Source organism: Pandoraea sp. E26 (assembly GCF_000681415.1).
Classification (GTDB): Bacteria; Pseudomonadota; Gammaproteobacteria; order Burkholderiales; family Burkholderiaceae; genus Pandoraea; species Pandoraea pnomenusa.
This window is the reverse complement of record NZ_AYXJ01000050.1, coordinates 1-17,393: the sequence shown is the minus strand read 5'-3', so window position 1 is coordinate 17,393 and position 17,393 is coordinate 1. Positions and strand designations below refer to the sequence as shown.

Annotated in this window: 13 protein-coding genes and 1 riboswitch; of the genes, 10 read left to right on the top strand and 3 right to left on the bottom strand. The window is 67.1% G+C overall.

The annotated features are described in order from the left end of the window. Positions 1-228 precede the first annotated feature (228 nt). Positions 229-2,721: a heavy metal translocating P-type ATPase gene (locus W930_RS28765; protein ID WP_024788853.1), complete on the bottom strand. Its 2,493-nt coding sequence runs from the start codon at positions 2,719-2,721 to the stop codon at positions 229-231. A 301-nt stretch (positions 2,722-3,022) separates the two neighbouring features. On the opposite strand from W930_RS28765, the gene W930_RS0124540 reads away from it, so the two are divergent. From W930_RS0124540 to W930_RS0124530, 3 genes are all read left to right on the top strand, one after another. Further along, the gene (locus W930_RS0124540; RefSeq protein WP_023595117.1) at positions 3,023-3,223 is read left to right on the top strand and encodes a heavy-metal-associated domain-containing protein; all 201 of its coding nucleotides are present in this window, start codon (positions 3,023-3,025) and stop codon (positions 3,221-3,223) included. A 204-nt stretch (positions 3,224-3,427) separates the two neighbouring features. Continuing rightward, positions 3,428-3,609: riboswitch (FMN riboswitch) on the top strand. A 97-nt stretch (positions 3,610-3,706) separates the two neighbouring features. Continuing rightward, positions 3,707-4,432: a 3,4-dihydroxy-2-butanone-4-phosphate synthase gene (gene ribB, locus W930_RS0124535; RefSeq protein WP_023595116.1), complete on the top strand. Its 726-nt coding sequence runs from the start codon at positions 3,707-3,709 to the stop codon at positions 4,430-4,432. 179 nt (positions 4,433-4,611) lie between these two features. Then, complete coding sequence (locus W930_RS0124530) at positions 4,612-5,178, top strand: PaaI family thioesterase (RefSeq protein WP_024788852.1); 567 nt, start codon at positions 4,612-4,614, stop codon at positions 5,176-5,178. A gap of 54 nt (positions 5,179-5,232) precedes the next feature. Here W930_RS0124530 and W930_RS0124525 read toward each other — a convergent pair whose 3' ends face one another. After that, positions 5,233-7,020: a cation:proton antiporter gene (locus W930_RS0124525; protein ID WP_023595114.1), complete on the bottom strand. Its 1,788-nt coding sequence runs from the start codon at positions 7,018-7,020 to the stop codon at positions 5,233-5,235. Between the two features lie 477 nt (positions 7,021-7,497). Between W930_RS0124525 and W930_RS0124520 the strand changes: the two genes are divergently transcribed. From W930_RS0124520 to W930_RS0124505, 4 genes are all read left to right on the top strand, one after another. Next, complete coding sequence (locus W930_RS0124520; RefSeq protein WP_024788851.1) at positions 7,498-8,241, top strand: DUF2848 domain-containing protein; 744 nt, start codon at positions 7,498-7,500, stop codon at positions 8,239-8,241. 62 nt (positions 8,242-8,303) lie between these two features. Beyond that, a complete protein-coding gene (locus W930_RS0124515; protein WP_023871834.1) occupies positions 8,304-8,987 on the top strand; it encodes a GntR family transcriptional regulator in 684 nt (227 codons plus the stop codon). A 2-nt stretch (positions 8,988-8,989) separates the two neighbouring features. After that, positions 8,990-10,375, top strand: coding sequence for an amidase (locus W930_RS0124510; RefSeq protein WP_023871835.1), 1,386 nt, complete (start codon positions 8,990-8,992; stop codon positions 10,373-10,375). Between the two features lie 273 nt (positions 10,376-10,648). Then, positions 10,649-11,161 carry a disulfide bond formation protein B gene (locus W930_RS0124505; RefSeq protein ID WP_023871836.1) on the top strand — a complete coding sequence of 171 codons (513 nt, stop codon included), beginning with the start codon at positions 10,649-10,651 and terminating at the stop codon, positions 11,159-11,161. 227 nt (positions 11,162-11,388) lie between these two features. On the opposite strand, the gene W930_RS0124500 is transcribed toward W930_RS0124505, so the two are convergent. After that, positions 11,389-12,354, bottom strand: a complete 966-nt coding sequence (locus W930_RS0124500; protein ID WP_023871837.1) for a LysR substrate-binding domain-containing protein — start codon at positions 12,352-12,354, stop codon at positions 11,389-11,391. Between the two features lie 216 nt (positions 12,355-12,570). Here W930_RS0124500 and xdhA point away from each other — a divergent pair, with 216 nt between their 5' ends. From xdhA to xdhC, 3 genes are all read left to right on the top strand, one after another. Further along, positions 12,571-14,043 carry a xanthine dehydrogenase small subunit gene (gene xdhA, locus W930_RS0124495; protein ID WP_023871838.1) on the top strand — a complete coding sequence of 491 codons (1,473 nt, stop codon included), beginning with the start codon at positions 12,571-12,573 and terminating at the stop codon, positions 14,041-14,043. Positions 14,044-14,055: 12 nt separating this feature from the next. Then, positions 14,056-16,428, top strand: a complete 2,373-nt coding sequence (gene xdhB / locus W930_RS0124490) for a xanthine dehydrogenase molybdopterin binding subunit (protein WP_023871839.1) — start codon at positions 14,056-14,058, stop codon at positions 16,426-16,428. Next, the coding region (gene xdhC / locus W930_RS0124485) for a xanthine dehydrogenase accessory protein XdhC (protein WP_028731383.1) at positions 16,428-17,393 on the top strand (966 nt) is incomplete at its 3' end. The genes xdhB and xdhC, both read left to right, overlap by 1 nt.

Genomic DNA, 17,393 nt, shown 5'->3' with positions numbered 1-17,393 from the left:
CGGCAGCATGGACCTCGTGCCGGAAGACAGACGATATCACCTAGATGAGGTCGCTTTCGGCGATTTTCAAGTCAAAAAAATTCAGGCGACGCGGCCCGGCCGGTTGGCCTGTCCGTCGCCGCGACATCCGTCCCGATGAGCCCATTATGCGCCGTTCGCCTGACGCCCGGGCAAGCCGAACGCCCCTGCCCGGTGCACGATCGACCTGTCGGGGGGCACCGGGGCATGTCACGCTCGCGCGTCGCGCGGCAAGTGGGGGACGTCGGACGCCCCAACGTTGGCCGCCAGCACCGCCGGACGCCAGCGGCGCAACAACAAGGCATTGCTCACCACGCTGACGCTGCTCAGCGCCATCGCTGCCCCGGCGATCACCGGACTCAGCAGGCCAAAGGCCGCGAGCGGGATGCCGACAACGTTGTAGGCAAATGCCCAGAACAGGTTCTGACGAATCTTCGACCACGTGCGACGCGACACATCGATGGCATCGGCCACACGCAGCGGATCGCCGCGCATGAGTGTGATGCCTGCCGTCTGCATCGCAACGTCCGTGCCCGAGCCCATGGCGATGCCCACATCGGCGGCAGCCAGTGCCGGCGCGTCATTGATGCCGTCGCCGACCATCGCTACGACAGCACCATCGCGCTTGAGTTGCGCGATGACTTGCGCCTTGTGCTCCGGCAACACATCCGCATGAACCTCGTCGAGGCCCAGCGCCGCCGCCACCGCCCCGGCGCTCCCGGCGTTGTCGCCCGTGACCATCACGCATCGCACACCAAGCGCATGGAGCCGCTCGATCGCCGGCCTGGCGCTTGCCTTGAGCGTATCCCCGAATGCCAGCAAGCCGAGCAATTGCGCGGCACTCGCCCCAGGCGTCTCGACCAGCCAGGATACCGTGCGCCCCTCGGCGGCAAGGCGCGTCGCCTCGCTCGCGAGCGCACCCGCAGACACCCCGAGTTCCTCGAGCAGCCGTGTGTTGCCCAACTGCAGGGTGTGCGCACCGCTCGCGTCGCCCGCTTCCGAGATGTGCGCCCGCATGCCACGACCGGGCAACGCCGTCACGTCGGACGCCACCGGCAGGGACGACGTCAGCCCCGCCTCATCCGCGGCGACCATCACGGCCTTCGCGAGCGGGTGCGAACTGCCTGACTGGACTGCCGCGGCCCAGCGCAGCAACGTCTCGGCAGACGTGCCTCCGGCAGGCAGATGCGCCACCAGGCGCGGCTTCCCTTCGGTCAGCGTACCGGTCTTGTCGAACGCCACCACACGGATGCGATGCGCCAGCTCCAACGCCTCGGCATCCTTGATGAGAATGCCCTGCCGCGCCGCGGCGCCCGTGCCGACCATGATCGCGGCGGGCGTGGCCAATCCGAGCGCACACGGACAGGCAATGACGAGCACCGCCACCGCATTGAGCAGCGCCGCTTCCAGGCCGATCCCCAGCATGAGTCCGGCGACCACCGTGACGATGGCGATCAGCACGACCACCGGCACGAATATCGCCGCCACGCGGTCGACGGCGCGCTGAATCGGCGCCTTGCCGGCCTGTGCATCTTCGACCATCCGAATGATGCGGGCGAGCGCGGTGTCCGCACCGATGGCGCTCGTCTCCACGCGCAGCGTGCCCGCTCCATTGATCGAGCCGCCCACGACCGTGTCCCCCGCCGCCTTGTCGATCGGCAGCGGCTCGCCCGTGAGCAGCGACTCGTCGAGTTGGCTGGCGCCATCGCGAATCACGCCATCGACCGGCACGCGTTCGCCGGCGCGCACGACCACCCAATCGCCAACCTTTACCTGCCCGAGCGGCACCGTCACTTCACTGGCCAGACCCTGCGGATCGCGCAGCACACGCGCCGTTTCGGGCCGCAATGCCGCCAGCGCACGTATCGCCTCGACCGTGCGTCGTTTCGCACGCGCTTCCAGCCATTTGCCGAGCAAGACGAGCGTAATCACGACGGCCGCCGCTTCGAAATACAGATGCGGCATGCTGCCGGTCGGTGCGCGCCACCACTCGTAAAGACTCAAGCCGTACGCGGCAGACGTGCCCAACGCCACCAGCACATCCATGTTGCCGCTACCGGCACGCACGGCTTTGTACCCCGCCCGGTAGAACCGGGCGCCGAGCCAGAACTGCACGGGTGTGGCGAGCAACCACTGCACCCATGGCGGCGGCATCAAATGGACACCCAGCGGTTCGAGCAACATCGGCAACAACAGCGGCAACGACAACAGTGCCGCCACCGCCACGGGCCACCACGTCGGCCCCTCGCCGGACGATGCCGCCTGCGCCGGATCGGTGACGGGCGACGCCTCGTACCCCGCCTTCGCCACCGCCGCTGTCAGCGCACTCATGTCGACCACCCCTCGCACCCCGCGTACAGCGGCACGCTCGGTTGCCAGGTTGACGTTCGCTTCCACCACGCCCGGCACGCCGCGAAGCGCCTTTTCCACGCGCCCCGCGCACGATGCGCATGTCATGCCGCCGATCGCCAGCTCGAACGGCTGCTCGGCGACCTGATAGCCGGCGTCGCTCACGGCGGCTTCGACCGCCCCCAGCAGGGCGGCCGGCGCAACTCCGGCGAGCGCTTCCACCGCCGCCGTCTCGGTAGCGAGGTTCACATTGGCGTTCGCGACGCCCGGCGCGCGTCGCAACGCCTTCTCGACCCGCGTCACGCACGACGCGCAGGTCATGCCTTCGATACCCACCGACCAGTTCTGAGTCATATAGCGGCCTCCGGGAGGACTGTCATCATGCTTCGCAGCTTAAAGCTTGCCATGGCAGGAAGGTCAAGTGTCTCGCCGCGCGCTTCCATGCCTTTGGGGCCCACCGCGTCAACGTGTCGCAGGCAACGCCGCGCCAGAACCCTTCACCTATCCACAATAGCGCTGTCAGCGCCGCATGCGTTTGGGGCGTGTCTGAGCGTCGACGCGAATCATCCGAAAAAGTGCTTGAGCTTCCCGCCATAGGAAGGTCTATGATCGGTTTGACGTATCCGTAACCGATACCTACTTCAAGGAGAGCAACATGCAAGTGCAAGTCGAAGGAATGAGCTGCGGTCATTGCGTAAAGGCTGTCACGCGAGCGATCACCGAGCGCGACGCCACAGCCAAGGTCAACGTGGATCTCGGCGCCGGCCGCGTCGACGTCGAAAGCCGGCTCTCGCCGGCGGAAGTCAGCGCCGCCATCACGGACGCCGGGTACACCGTCAAGGGCACGAGCGCCTGACGTTTTCGGCGGCGTCGTTGCCGGGTCGCGGCGCCACTGGCGCGCCGCGACAGCCTCCGGATTCGCGCCCCGCGCATCCCGAATGCCCCCATATGTCGCGCAGTCTTCGCTGCGAACCCTCGGCACCTTGTGCTACGCTCCGGCGTGTCGAATACGCAATGACGCCGCGCAATGAGTATCCGCGAGATGCGATGCGTTCGACACACACGTCTTCAGGGCGGGGTGAAAGTCCCCACCGGCGGTATGTGACACCTCACGCAGCGCGAGCTGCGTGCGTCACGAGCCCGCGAGCGCCTGCCATCGTTGCTTTCGCGACACCGGCAGGGTCAGCAGATCTGGTGCGAAGCCAGAGCCGACGGTCATAGTCCGGATGAGAGAAGATGCGTCGATACCCGCGCACCATGGGATGCCGTCCCATGGTGACGTCCGTTCGCATGCCCCGAAAACGTTTTTCGCCCGATTGACTTACGCGAGGAGCGTTTCATGTCCGCATTCAACAGCACTGCCCAAGTCGCACCGCAAGCCGATACACCGGCCGCCAACAACGCCGACGATCTGCACGCCTATCCGGCGTTCGCCAACCTGCCGCCCGTCGAAGTTCGTCTGGCGGCGTCACTCGACGCCATGCGCGAAGGCCGTCCGGTCATCCTCATGGACGATCTCGACCGCGAGAACGAAGCCGATCTGATCGTGGCCGCAGAGAAAATCACTCCGACCACGATGGCCATGCTGATCCGCGAATGCAGCGGCATCGTCTGTCTGTGCCTGCCCGACGAGACGCTGCGCCGTCTCGATCTGCCCCCGATGGTCGAGCAGAACCAGAGCCGTTACGGCACCGCATTCACGGTGACGATCGAGGCGCGTCAGGGCGTGAGCACCGGCGTATCGGCGGCCGATCGCGTCACCACGATCCGCACCGCCATCGCCGACGATGCCAAGCCCTCCGATTTGTCACGCCCCGGTCACGTCTTCCCGCTGCGTGCGCAGCCGGGCGGCGTGCTCACGCGCCGCGGCCACACCGAGGGGTCGGTGGATCTGGCGATTCTCGCCGGTCTGAAGCCGGCCGCCGTGCTGTGCGAGCTGATGAACCCGGACGGCACGATGACGCGAGGCGCTGACATCGAGCGCTTCGCCGAGCTGCACGGCCTGCCGATCCTCACGATCGACGAGCTGGCGAACTACCGTCGCAGCCAGGCGCAGGCGGCCTGAACGGCCACGGCCAGCGGAGACAGTGGGGACAGCGAGTCTGGCCCCCCGTCCTCCCGTCTGCCCGTGGCTCGCCGCCGAACATCGACACTTCCCTCTAACGCAAATGCCCCTGGGCATGCATCGTGACTTCTATAATCGGGCCACATCCCTAGCATTATAAAAGTTACGAGGAAGACGTCATGAACAACAAGCCGGATGCCACCGCGGTGCTGGCACAGTGGAATGCCGACGAAGCGGCCGTGCGCGAACGCATCGAACGTCGCGGGCCGGCACGCTATGGCGTCGCCAACCCCGCCGACGTCGTCGGGCTGTCGGGTCGGGAGATTTTCGAAGCGATGTTCGATGGGGCGCTGCCGATGCCGCCGATCAGCGAGACACTCGGCTTCATCGCCATCGAAGTGGCAGAGGGCCGCGCGGTCTTTCAGGGACGACCGGCCCTGCCGTATTACAACCCGCTGGGCTCGGTCCATGGCGGCTGGTTCGCCGCCTTGCTCGATTCGGCCGTGGCCTGCGCCATTCATTCGACGCTCCCCGCCGGTCGCAGTTACACCACGCTGGAACTCAAGACCAACATGGTGCGCCCCCTCACCCGGGATGTCCCGTGCGTGCGCGCCGAAGGGAAAGTCATTCAGGCGGGGCGTCAGGTCGGCATCGCGGAGGGGCGCATCGTCGGGCCGGACGGCACGCTGTACGCGCACGCCACGACCACGTGCCTGATCTTTGATTTCCCGCCGCGCAAAAGCTGAAGCGCCGGAAGCATCCGAAGCCGCTTGGTGCCGCTTGGTGCCGCTCAGTGCCGCTCAGTGCGACGCCCCGCCGCCGCCCTGCTCGCCGCTGTCCGGTTGATGCTCGAGCGTCTCCTTGAGCGCGATCTGGAGCTTTGCGTGCATGCGCACGAACCAGCTGCGCATGGCGACGGCCAGCACCACGGTGCCCGCCACGATCAGGACGATCATCTCCGTCGACGGCAGAATGCTCGCCGAGAGCGCCGCCACGAGCAGGATCACGCCGACCATCGCCGCGATCGGCAGGATCTCCGCCACCACACGTCGCACCTGGAATGTGTAGCGCCCCGTCAGACTCGGCGGCACGGAAAGCTCCACGAGCAGCAAGGAGAGCGACTTGAGCTTGCGGTACACCGCAATCAGGAACGGCAGCGACAACACCAGCGCCGCGCCCCAAACCACCGCACTTTGCAGACTCGGATCGCTCACCCACGGCGACATCAGTTCGGCAAGGCGCCGGTAGAAGAATGCGCCACCGAGGAAGATCGTCACCACCAGCGCCAGATTGATCGCAACGCTCACCACGATGCGCCGCACGATGGTGACGATCGCCGCGCTGTCGCCCGTCAGATGAATGCTCTGCAACCACTGCGTGTATTGTCCGAGCACGTACGACAGACGGCCCGGCATCGCGCGTCCGAGCCACCCCGTTACCGGATCGGCGCTCTTGATGAGATAGGGGGTGAGCAGCGTCGTGATGACCGACACCGCCACGGCGATCGGATAGAGGAAGTCGCTGGTCACCTTGAGCGACAGGCCCAGCGACGCGATGATGAACGAGAACTCGCCGATCTGCGACAGCCCCATGCCCACGCGCATCGATGTGCGGCCGTCCTGCCCTGAGAGATAGGCCCCCAGCCCGCAGGACACGATCTTGCCGAGCACCACCGCCACCGTGATCACCAGGATCGGCCAGATGTACGTGGCGAGCACGTGCGGATCGAGCAGCAAGCCGATGGTGACGAAGAACACCGCGCTGAACATGTCGCGCAGCGGCGCGACGAGTCGCTCGATCGTATGCAGCTCGCGGGCCTCGGCCATGATGGCACCGATCAGGAACGCACCGAGCGCCACGCTGTAACCCATCTGGATGACGAGCAGGCAGAAGCCGAAGCACAGGCCGAGCACCACGACCAGCAGCATCTCGTCGCTCTTGAACTTGGCCACGTACGCGAGAATGCGCGGCACCAGCAGGATACCCACGACCAGCGACACCACCATGAACAACAGCAGCTTGCCGAGGGTGAAGGTAGCCTCCCCGGCGTCGACCGAGCCGCTGATGGCAATGCCCGAGAGCAGCGCGATCATGCCGATGGCCAACACGTCCTCGACGATCAGCACACCGAAGATCAGTTGCGCGAAACGTTCGCGTTTCATGCCCAGCTCGTCGAGCGCCTTCACGATGATGGTCGTCGACGACACCGCGAGCATGGCGCCGAGGAAGATCGAATCCATGGTGCCCCAGCCGAAGAAGCGGCCGATCTCGTAGCCGATCCACAGCATGAGCACGATCTCGGTGAGCGCCGCCACGAAGGCGGTCACCCCCACGCGTGCGAGTTTGCGCAGGCTGAACTCCAGCCCCAGCGAGAACATCAGGAACACCACGCCCAGCTCGGCCAGAATGCCGATGGTCTTCTCGTCGTGTATCAGGGCAAACGGCGGCGTGTACGGGCCGATGATCACCCCCGCCACGATGTAGCCGAGCACGACCGGCTGCCGGAACCGGTTGAAGATGACCGTCACGATGCCGGCCAGCAGCATGATGACGGCCAGGTCCTGAATGAAGTCGATGGCGTGATGCATCCGATACGTTCTCCCCGCGGCGCGTTGCGCCGATTTTGCTGTTCTTGACTCCACGCCGGCCACGCGTCGCGCCCCTCGCGGGCCGCAGCGGCAACACAAGACGTGATGCTTGATAAAGGTGGGAAGCCGGCCATGTGCCGCCGGCTTGATAGACGTTGCGCTCGCTTGCCCGGTCCCGCCGACCGGACGGCCACCGGGTCGCGGGTCCGCACCCCCTCCCCCCCGGGGAGGGCTCCGACGCGCTCGCCGGAATGCCGAAACCCGACAAACCACAGGCCGAAAACGGGTGCGGAATCAATATACGCGACGGGCGAACCGGCGCGCAACCCAAGATTGACGGGGCTTTTCATAAAAGATTCCCGTTTTCCGCAAGATGCGACGAAATTTTTTCGCTTGCTTTTTGTCGCCTCCGCCAGTGAAATATCACAACAATATCAAATCAATTTCACCAGTCGCACTTTCAGGAGTTTGCAACGTATGGGTTCCCGTCTGTCCTTTTCGGTGTCCGCTGTCGGCGGCAGCGGCGTCGCCACGCGCGTCGACGTGCCGATCGACACCCTGATCATTGCGGGCTGGGCCGGCCGCGATCGCGACGCCGTCGAGCATCACATTGCAGAGCTGGCCGCGCTCGGCGTGCGCCGTCCGTCGAGCACGCCCTGCTTCTATCGACTGGCGCCGGCGTTGCTGTCGCAGGATGAAACCATCGACGTCGTCGGCCAGACGAGCAGCGGAGAGGCCGAATGCGTGCTCGTGCGCCACGGCGACGCCATGCTCGTGAGCGTCGGTTCGGACCACACCGACCGGGAAGTCGAGGCATATGGGGTGACGGTCTCGAAGCAGATCTGCGCCAAGCCGGTAGCGCGCGGCGCGTGGCACCTTGCCGATGTGGCGGCGCACTGGGATCGGCTGGAACTGCGCTCGTGGGTCACGTGCGACGGAGAGCGCCGCCTGTATCAGGAGGGCACGGTGGCGGGGCTGCTCGCGCCGCAGGAATTGATGGCGAGGCTCGAAGCGGGTGCCGGGGCCGATGGTATCGGTAGTGCCGGCGATACGGCGAGTGTCGGCGGACTGCGCTCGGGTGCCGCGATGTTCTGTGGCACACTCGCTGCCATTGGCGGCGTGGCCGGCGGCGAGCGGTTCGAGATCGAGCTGCACGACCCCGTGCTCGGCCGCACGATCCGGCACGGCTACGTCACGCAGGCGCTGGCCATCGCCGACTGACCTCCTCAGACCCGATGCCCAACGAGACGACCGCCCCTCCCCCCAACGCTCCCGTGCGCCGCATGCCCGACGCGACCGCCGCGACGAACCCGCCCGGTTCGAGCGCGAGCCCCGAGGGCCGCAGCCTTACCGAGCGCGCCTACGAAGCCATCAAGCACGACATCATCACGCTGCGTCTGCGTCCGGGTGAGCCCCTGAACGAAGCGCAACTGATGCAGTCGACGGGGCTTGGGCGCACGCCGGTGCATCAGGCCATGCATCGCCTCGCGCTCGAAGGGCTGGTGGTCATCCTGCCGCGCAAGGGCGCCATGGTCGCGCCCGTCTCGCTGAACGACGCGCTCGAGATCATCGACGTGCGCATGATCAACGAGACCTATTGCGTCGAGCTGGCCGCGCGCGCGGCCACGCCCGACGACCTCGCGGCCATCGAGGCGGTGCTGCTGCGCTCTCGCGACGCCATCGCCGCGCGCGACGTGGCCGCCATGATGCGCATCGACCGTGACTTCCATCTCGCGATCTCGCGCGCCTCGCGCAACCAGACACTCGCCGATCTGCTGCGCGGCCTGCACGAGCGCTCGCTGCGCTTCTGGTTCCTTGCGCTGTCGACGCCGAGCCATCTCGAGGGCGTCTACGAGGAGCATCTCGAACTGTATGACGCGCTCGCCGCGCATGACGCCGAGCGCGCCCGCCGGGCCATCGCCCGTCACATTGACGAATTCCGCACCCATATCCTGAAAGCGATCTGAACATGAGCACCGACGCCATCGATCTGCAACGCCCCCTGTCCGACCTCGCCGCCGCGCTCGACGCCGGCCGCACCACCAGCCGTGCCCTCACCGAACAGGCGCTCGCGCGCATTGCCGACCCCGCCGGCCAAGGCCACGTCGTCTTCACGCACGTCGACGCGCAAGCCGCCCGCGACGCCGCCGACGGGCTCGACGCATTGCGCCGTGCCGGGGTGCGGCTTTCGCCGCTCATGGGCATCCCCGTGTCGGTGAAGGATCTGTTCGACGTCGCCGGACAAGTCACGCGCGCCGGCTCCAGGGTGCTCGACAACGCGCCCCCGGCCAAGCACGACGCGCTCGCCGTGGCCAGGCTGCGGCAGGCGGGCGCCGTGATCGTCGGTCGCACCAACATGACGGAATTCGCCTTTTCCGGCCTCGGACTGAATCCGCACTACGGCACGCCGCGCTCGCCGTGGCAGCGCGACGCGGGCCACATCGCCGGCGGCTCGTCGTCCGGCGCCGCCGCCTCGGTCGCGGATGGCATGGCGGCCATCGGCCTCGGCACCGACACCGGGGGGTCCATTCGCATTCCGTCGGCCTTCTGCGGCCTCACGGGCTTCAAGCCGACCGCCGCGCGCACACCGCGCGAGGGCGCCCTGCCGCTGTCGACGTCGCTAGACTCCGTCGGCCCCATCGGCCGCTCGGTCGACTGCTGTGCCCGGGTCGACGCCATCCTCGCGGGACAGGCCGTGGACGAAGCCCCGGCCGCACCGCGCGAGATGCGCGGCATGCGCTTCGGTGTCTTGACGAACTTCGTGCTCGACGGCGCCGAACCGGAGGCCATCGCCATCTACGAACGCGCCCTGGCCGCGCTCGCCGGGGCAGGCGCCACACTGGTGGAATTCAAGTTCACGCCGTTCGACGACCTGCCTGCCATCAACCGTTTCGGGTTCTCGCCGATCGAAGCCTACGCATGGCATCGCAAGTGGCTCGCCGAGCGTGCGCAGGACTATGATCCGCGCGTGCTCGTACGCATTCGCAAGGGCGAACCCGCGGGCGCCGCCGACTACATCGACCTGCTGAACGCACGCGCGGCACTCATTGCCGCGGCGAACCCCGTCTGGCAAAGCTTCGACGCGGTGCTTTGCCCGACCGTGCCGCTCACCCCGCCGGCCATCGCACCGCTCGAAGCGAGCGACGAGACCTTCACGGCCACCAACGCGCTGGTGCTGCGCAACCCGACCGCCATCAACATGATCGACGGTTGCGCCTTCTCCCTGCCTTGCCACGGCAAGGGAGAAGCCCCAATCGGCCTCATGGCCAGCAGCGCGGCGGGCGACGATGCCCGCCTGTTCCCGGTGGCGCGCGCCATCGAGCACGCGCTGCGCTCGGCGGGCCTCGGCGCCTGATCGCGCTCGCGCCGCGGCACGCCAGGCGCCGCGTGGACGGCAGCCTCGCTCACGTGTCGGCGCGCCGATGTGCCGCCGGCGGGATGCCTTGCGGCGGGAAGGGGTCGGGCGTGTCAAATCAGGGCGAAAAGTTCCCGGCTTTTCGCTTCATTTTCGCGCCATGCGAGACGCACATTGACCTCGGGGTGGGGTTACAATCCCTGCCCAAGTGCCCGTCGCCCGGCGTCATTCGGGGTGTTGCGGGAATTGTGATGGCCCACCGCCCGAAGTGACATGAACGCCCAACTCGACCCGGCCCTGCGCCGCGAACGTCTGCTGTATCTCCTGCTTACCGTGGTCTGCCTCGCCCTGCTGGGCGGCGCGCTGTACTTCCAGTACGTGCGTCACGAAGATCCGTGTCCGCTGTGCATCCTGACACGCTATGCCCTCGTGCTGATCGCAATCTTCGGTCTGGTCGGTGCGATCTCGCGCCATCGGACAGGCATTCAGGTTGCCCGCGTGCTGGCAGCGCTGTCGGCCATCGGCGGCATGGCGGCGTCGGGCTATCTGATCTACGTGCAGGCCAATCCGCTCGTGAGCTGCGGGTACGACGTGGTCGAGGCGTTCGTCGACGCCCTGCCGACCTCGCGCCTGCTGCCGCAGGTCTTCCAGGTACAAGGCATGTGCCAGACAATGTACCCGCCGATTCTGGGTCTGACGCTGCCGATGTGGTCGCTCGCCGCGTTCGTCGTGATTTTCCTGTCGCTGGCGCTGCACCGCCCGCCTCGCGCTGTCTCGCTGCGCTGAGCGTTGTTCGTTTTGCCGGCCGTTCGCCTTCAGGCAACGGCCGGGGTTCCCTCGGGTCGCCACCTCCCGCCTCGCGCGCGTCTCCAGACCCTTCCCCCTCAACCGCCTAGACCGCTCGCGCCTCGCGCTGATACCGGGCAGCCCTCGTGCCTCCTGCCTCCGGACGGCGGCCCTCACGCGCCCCCTGGCCCGCCCCGAATCCTGGCCTGGCACGCGCGCCCCAAATCTCAGGGCCGCGGCGCCACCGGCACTTGCGCCCCGCTCCCGTTCGCGACGTCGAGCTCCGTCGCCACTTCCGCAATGCGTCGTCGCAGCCAGGTCACCTCGGGCGCCGCGTGTGTGCGTTCGTGCCACAACTGATAAAAGCGCATCGGCGGGAAGGCAAAGGGCGATGGCAGCACCCGGATCGGCAGATACCGCGCGTAGTGCTGCGCGAACTGGCGGCCGGTCGTGAATACCAGGTCGGTGCGCATCAGCACGTACGGCACGAGGCCGAAGTACGGCATCGTCATCTGGATGTTGCGGCGCAGGCCCTGGTCGGCCAGCCATCCGTCGATGAAGCTCTGTCGCTCGGCCACGTAAGGCGTGGGCGCCAGATGCGGTAATTCCAGATAATGCTTAAGCGAAATGCCCTTGCTTGCAAGCGGATGCTGCGCACCGAGCATGCACACCACCTCGTCGTCGAACAGGCGCGACATGTGCAATTGGGGCGGCGGCTCGAGCCAGTTGCCGATCACCACGTCGAGCGAGCCGTTCTCCAGGGCGCCCGCGTAATCGAAGCCCGCGTTGATCGGCTGGACGTGCAGGCGCGCCGATGGCGCGTCGCGACGCAACACCTCGGCGATATTGGGGAGGAAGACAGCGTCGAGATAATCGGGCGCGCCCAGTCGGAAGGCCCGGGTCGTGGTCTGCGGCGCGAACTCCGTGCTCGGATGCGTGATCCGGTCGATGGCCGCGAGCGCGTCGGTCGCGTAGCCCAGCAGCTCCTGTCCGCGTTCGGTGGCGACCATCCCGCTCTTGCCGCGCACCAGAATGGCGTCGCCGGTGATCTCTCGCAGACGGCGCAGCGAATTGCTGACGGCCGGCTGCGACTGTCCGAGCTTGAGAGCGGCGCGCGACACGCTCTGTTCGGTCAGCAACGTATGGAGTACCCGCAGCAGGTAGGCGTCGATCTGTTCGCGGGGTCTTTGCATGAGCTGGGGCGCACTGATGGCGTGTTGAACGCCGGATGACGGCGGGTTGAGCCATAGTTTATGACAATGCCACCTCATCGGGGCGCCCGAATAGGCATCATCATGCCGACGAAATATTTCCCCCGGCCCGCGGTGCTATCTTCGGCCCATCCCCCAACGCCGGCGGAGACAACGATATCCGGCGCGTCCACAATGCACTGCACTACACTGAGAACCATGGAGACACAAGCCATCCGCTTTTTTTACCGCGGCAAGGTGCACGAGGTCACTGGCGAGGCCACGACCCGCACCGTGCTTCAGTACACGCGCGAAGACCTGCATTGCACCGGCACCAAGGAAGGGTGTGCCGAAGGCGACTGCGGGGCCTGCACGGTCGTGATCGGCGAGTTGGCCGACGACGGCAACGTGGCGCTGCGTGCGGTCAACGCTTGCATCCAGTTCCTGCCGACGCTCGACGGCCGCGCCCTCTTCACGGTGGAAGACCTGCGCGGCGCCGATGGCACGCTGCACCCGGTGCAGCAGGCACTGGTGGATTGCCATGCGTCGCAGTGCGGCTTCTGCACGCCGGGCTTCGTGATGTCGCTGTGGGCCATGTACCAGAACCGTCCGGCCGACGCCGGCTGCCCGAGCCGGCGCGAAATCGACGACGTGCTCTCCGGCAACCTGTGCCGCTGCACGGGCTATCGCCCCATCGTCGACGCCGCCCAGAAAATGTTCGATCTGCCGCGTCAGGCGTTCGACCGCGGCGCACTGGCCCAACAGCTCCGGGCCCTGCAGCGCGGCGAAACGCTCTCGTACGAACACGACGGCCAGGTCTTCCACGCACCCCGCACGCTGGCCGAGCTGGCGCGCCTGCGCGCGGCGCACCCGCAGGCCCGCCTGCTCGCCGGCAGCACCGACGTCGGCCTGTGGGTGACCAAACAGTTTCGCGAGCTCCCTCACCTGATCTACCTCGGTCAGGTCGCCGAACTCCGCGAGATTTCCGAGGGCCCCGACGGCCTTTACATCGGCGCCGGTGCACTGCTCAACGACGCGTTCGACGCACTCGTGGCTCACTATCCGGAGCTGGCCGAATTGCGCCAGCGCTTCGCCTCGTTCCCGATTCGCAACGCCGGCACCCTCGGCGGCAACGTGGCCAACGGCTCGCCCATTGGCGACTCGATGCCCGCGCTGATCGCGCTGGGTACGCGCATCGTGCTGCATCGCGAAGGCGTCGTGCGCGAAATGCCGCTCGAGGATTTCTATCTCGCTTATCAAAAAAACGCGCTGGAAGCAGGCGAATTCGTGCAAGGCATTCGCGTGCCGCTGCCGGTGGCCGTACAGCGCTTTCGCACGTACAAGCTGGCCAAGCGCTTCGACCAGGACATCTCGGCCGTGTGCGCCGCGTTCGCCATCGAACTCGACGGCGAGACCGTGCGCTCGGCCCGTGTCGCGTTCGGCGGCATGGCCGCCACGCCCAGGCGAGGTAGCGCCATCGAGGCCGCACTGACGGGTCGGCCGTGGACGGAGGCCACCGTGCGCGCCGCCATGGCCGCGCTGCCCACCGATTACCAGCCGCTGTCGGACATGCGCGCCACGAGCGCCTACCGCCTCGCCGGCGCGCAGAATCTGTTGTATCGTTTTTTCCTGGAAACGCGCACCGATGCGCCGCTTGCGGCCCATGAAGTCAACGCGTTCGCGAACGTCTAATCGGAGTTGCCCATGAACACGCAAGTCGAAGGCTTCATGACGCAGACCCCGCAGACCCCGCAGACTGCACAGGCCGCCCCGGCCGCGGCCACCGCGCAGGTGGGCCGCTCGCGTCCGCACGAATCGGCCGTCCTCCATGTGGCCGGCGAAGCCACCTACACGGACGACATTCCCGAAGTGCAAGGCACGCTGCACTGCGCGCTGGGCGCGTCGCCCAGGGCGCACGCCCGCATTCTCTCGCTCGATCTCGACGCGGTGCGACGCGCACCGGGCGTGGTCGCGGTTTTCACCGCCGCCGACATCCCGGGCGTGAACGATTGCGGTCCGGTCGTTCACGACGACCCGATCCTCGCCGACGGCGTGGTGCAGTACATCGGCCAGCCGATGTTCGCCGTGGTGGCCGAATCGCACGACGCGGCGCGCCGCGCGGCGCGCCTGGCCAGGGGCGAGTACGAAGACCTGCCCGCCATTCTCACGCCGCAGGCCGCCAAGGCCGCCGGTGCGGGCGTGCTGCCGCCGATGCAGTTGCGCCGCGGCGATGCCGATGCCGCACTGCAAACCGCGCCGCATCGACTGAGCGGCACGTTCGAGTGCAACGGTCAGGAGCAGTTCTACCTCGAAGGGCAGATCTCGTACGCGATTCCGAAGGAAAACGACGGTATCCACCTGTATTGCTCGACGCAGCACCCCACCGAAATGCAGGCGCTCGTGTCGCACGCACTCGGCTGGCATAGCCATCAGGTGCAGGTGGAGTGCCGCCGCATGGGCGGCGGCTTCGGCGGCAAGGAATCGCAATCGGGCCTGTTCGCGTGTGTGGCGTCGCTGTGCGCCTCGCGACTGAAACGTCCGGTGAAGCTGCGTCTGGATCGCGACGACGACTTCATGATGACCGGCAAGCGTCATGGCTTCTACTTCGAATACGACGTCGGGTATGACGACGACGGCCGCATCGTCGGCGCGAAGGTCGACATGACGCTGCGCGCGGGCTTCTCGGCGGACCTGTCTGGCCCTGTCGCCACGCGCGCCATCTGCCATTTCGACAACGCCTACTTCGTGCCGGCCGCCGATCTGCGCGCCCTGTGCGGCAAGACCAATACGCAATCGAACACGGCGTTTCGCGGCTTCGGTGGCCCGCAGGGCGCACTTATCATGGAAGTCCTGCAGGACGCGATCGCGCGCCGCCTGGGCAAGGATGCGCTCGATGTGCGCCGCGCGAACTTCTATGGCAAGACCGAGCGCAACACCACGCCCTACGGCCAGCTCGTGAAGGACAACGTCATTCACGAGCTGGTGGCGCAACTGGAACAGACCAGCGATTACCGGGCCCGACGCGAAGCCGTGCGCGCGTTCAACCGCACGAGTCCGGTGCTGCGCAAGGGGCTCGCACTCACGCCGCTGAAGTTCGGCATTTCGTTCAACGTGCAGGCCTTCAACCAGGCGGGCGCCCTCGTGCACGTCTATCGCGACGGCTCGATGCTCGTCAATCACGGCGGCACCGAGATGGGCCAGGGCCTGAACACGAAGGTCGCACAGGTGGTCGCTCACGAGCTTGGCGTCGATCTCTCGCACGTGCGCGTGACGGCGACCGACACCAGCAAGGTGGCCAACACCTCCGCCACGGCCGCCTCGACGGGAGCCGACCTGAACGGCAAGGCGGCACAGAACGCCGCCTGGCAGATTCGCCGGCGTCTGGCCGACTTCGCCGCGCAGAAGTACGGCGGCTCGGCCGACGACGTGCACTTCGCCAACGACGTGGTCAGCGTCAACGGCACCGACGTCCCCTTCCCCGATCTGGTCGAAGCGGCCTACTGGGCGCGCGTGCAGTTGTGGTCCGACGGCTTCTATGCCACACCGGGCCTGTCGTGGGACGCCAGGACCATGAACGGCAACCCATTCTTCTACTTCGCCTACGGCGCGGCGGTCTCGGAAGTCGTTCTCGACACGCTGACCGGTGAATGGCGCCTGCTGCGCGCCGACGTGCTGCACGACGCCGGCAAGTCCATCAACCCGGCGCTCGACATCGGACAGGTAGAAGGCGCGTTCATCCAGGGCATGGGCTGGCTCACGACGGAAGAACTCTGGTGGAACCAGGACGGCAAGCTGATGACGCACGCACCTTCCACGTACAAGATCCCCGGCATCAGCGATTGCCCGACGGACTTTCGCGTGGCGCTGTTCGAGAACACCAACGTCTCGGACTCGATCCATCGATCCAAGGCCGTGGGCGAGCCGCCGCTGCTGCTGCCGTTCTCGGTCTTCAACGCCCTGCGCGACGCCGTGGCCAGCGTGAACGACTATCGCGACGAACCGTTGCTCAATGCGCCCGCCACTTCCGAGGCACTGCTCATGGCCATCACCGAGTTGCGCACCCGGAGCGCCGCCTGATGCATCGCTGGGTCGACGCCGCCCACAAGCTGCTGGCCCGCGGCGAAGCCGCGGTACTGGTGACGATCGCACGCGTGGAAGGCTCCGCGCCGCGCGAAGCGGGCACGCACCTGCTCGTCACGCGCGAGCACGTCTGGGAGACCATCGGCGGCGGTCATCTCGAATGGAAGGCGATGGAGGTGGCGCGCACGCTGTTGCGCCAATACGGGCAGCAAGGCGCACGTCACGTCGAGCGTTTCGCCCTCGGTCCCAGCCTCGGGCAATGCTGCGGCGGGGCCGTCACACTCGCGTTCGAGGTGCTCACGCTGACCGACCTGGCGTGGGTGAGCGCGTTGCACAAGCGCCTGGCGGCTGGCGAGGCGAGCCTGCGCAGCGTGGCGTTCGGCGCGCCCGGTGCCAATGCCGCTGCCAGTCAGCAGCAAGGCGGTCCGGTCATGTTGACCGGGCTCGATCCCGACGAACCACTCGCCCATCCGCACACGCTCACCCGCGACGCCGACGACGCCGCCTGCTCCTTCTGGCAGGGCAGCGACGGCTGGCTGTGGCTGAGCGAGCGACTCGCGCCGAGCGACTTTCATATCGTGCTGTTCGGTGCGGGACACGTCGGACAGGCCATCGTCCAGGTGCTCGCCACGTTGCCGTGCCGCGTGACGTGGGCCGACGAGCGTACCGAAACGTTCCCCGAAACGGTGCCGGCCAACACCGTGGTCGAATCCACCGACACCCCCGAGGCCCTGGTGACCGAAGCACCGCCAGGCGCCTATTTCCTCGTGATGACGCACAACCACGCGCTCGATCAGCGCCTGTGCGAGGCGATCTTCAGGCGTGACGACTTTGCCTACTTCGGCCTGATCGGCTCGATGACCAAGCGTCGTCAGTTCGAGCATCGTCTGCGAGAGCGCGGTGTGTCGGCCGAGCGGCTCGAACAGATGATCTGCCCCGTCGGCGTGGCGGGCATCAGCGGC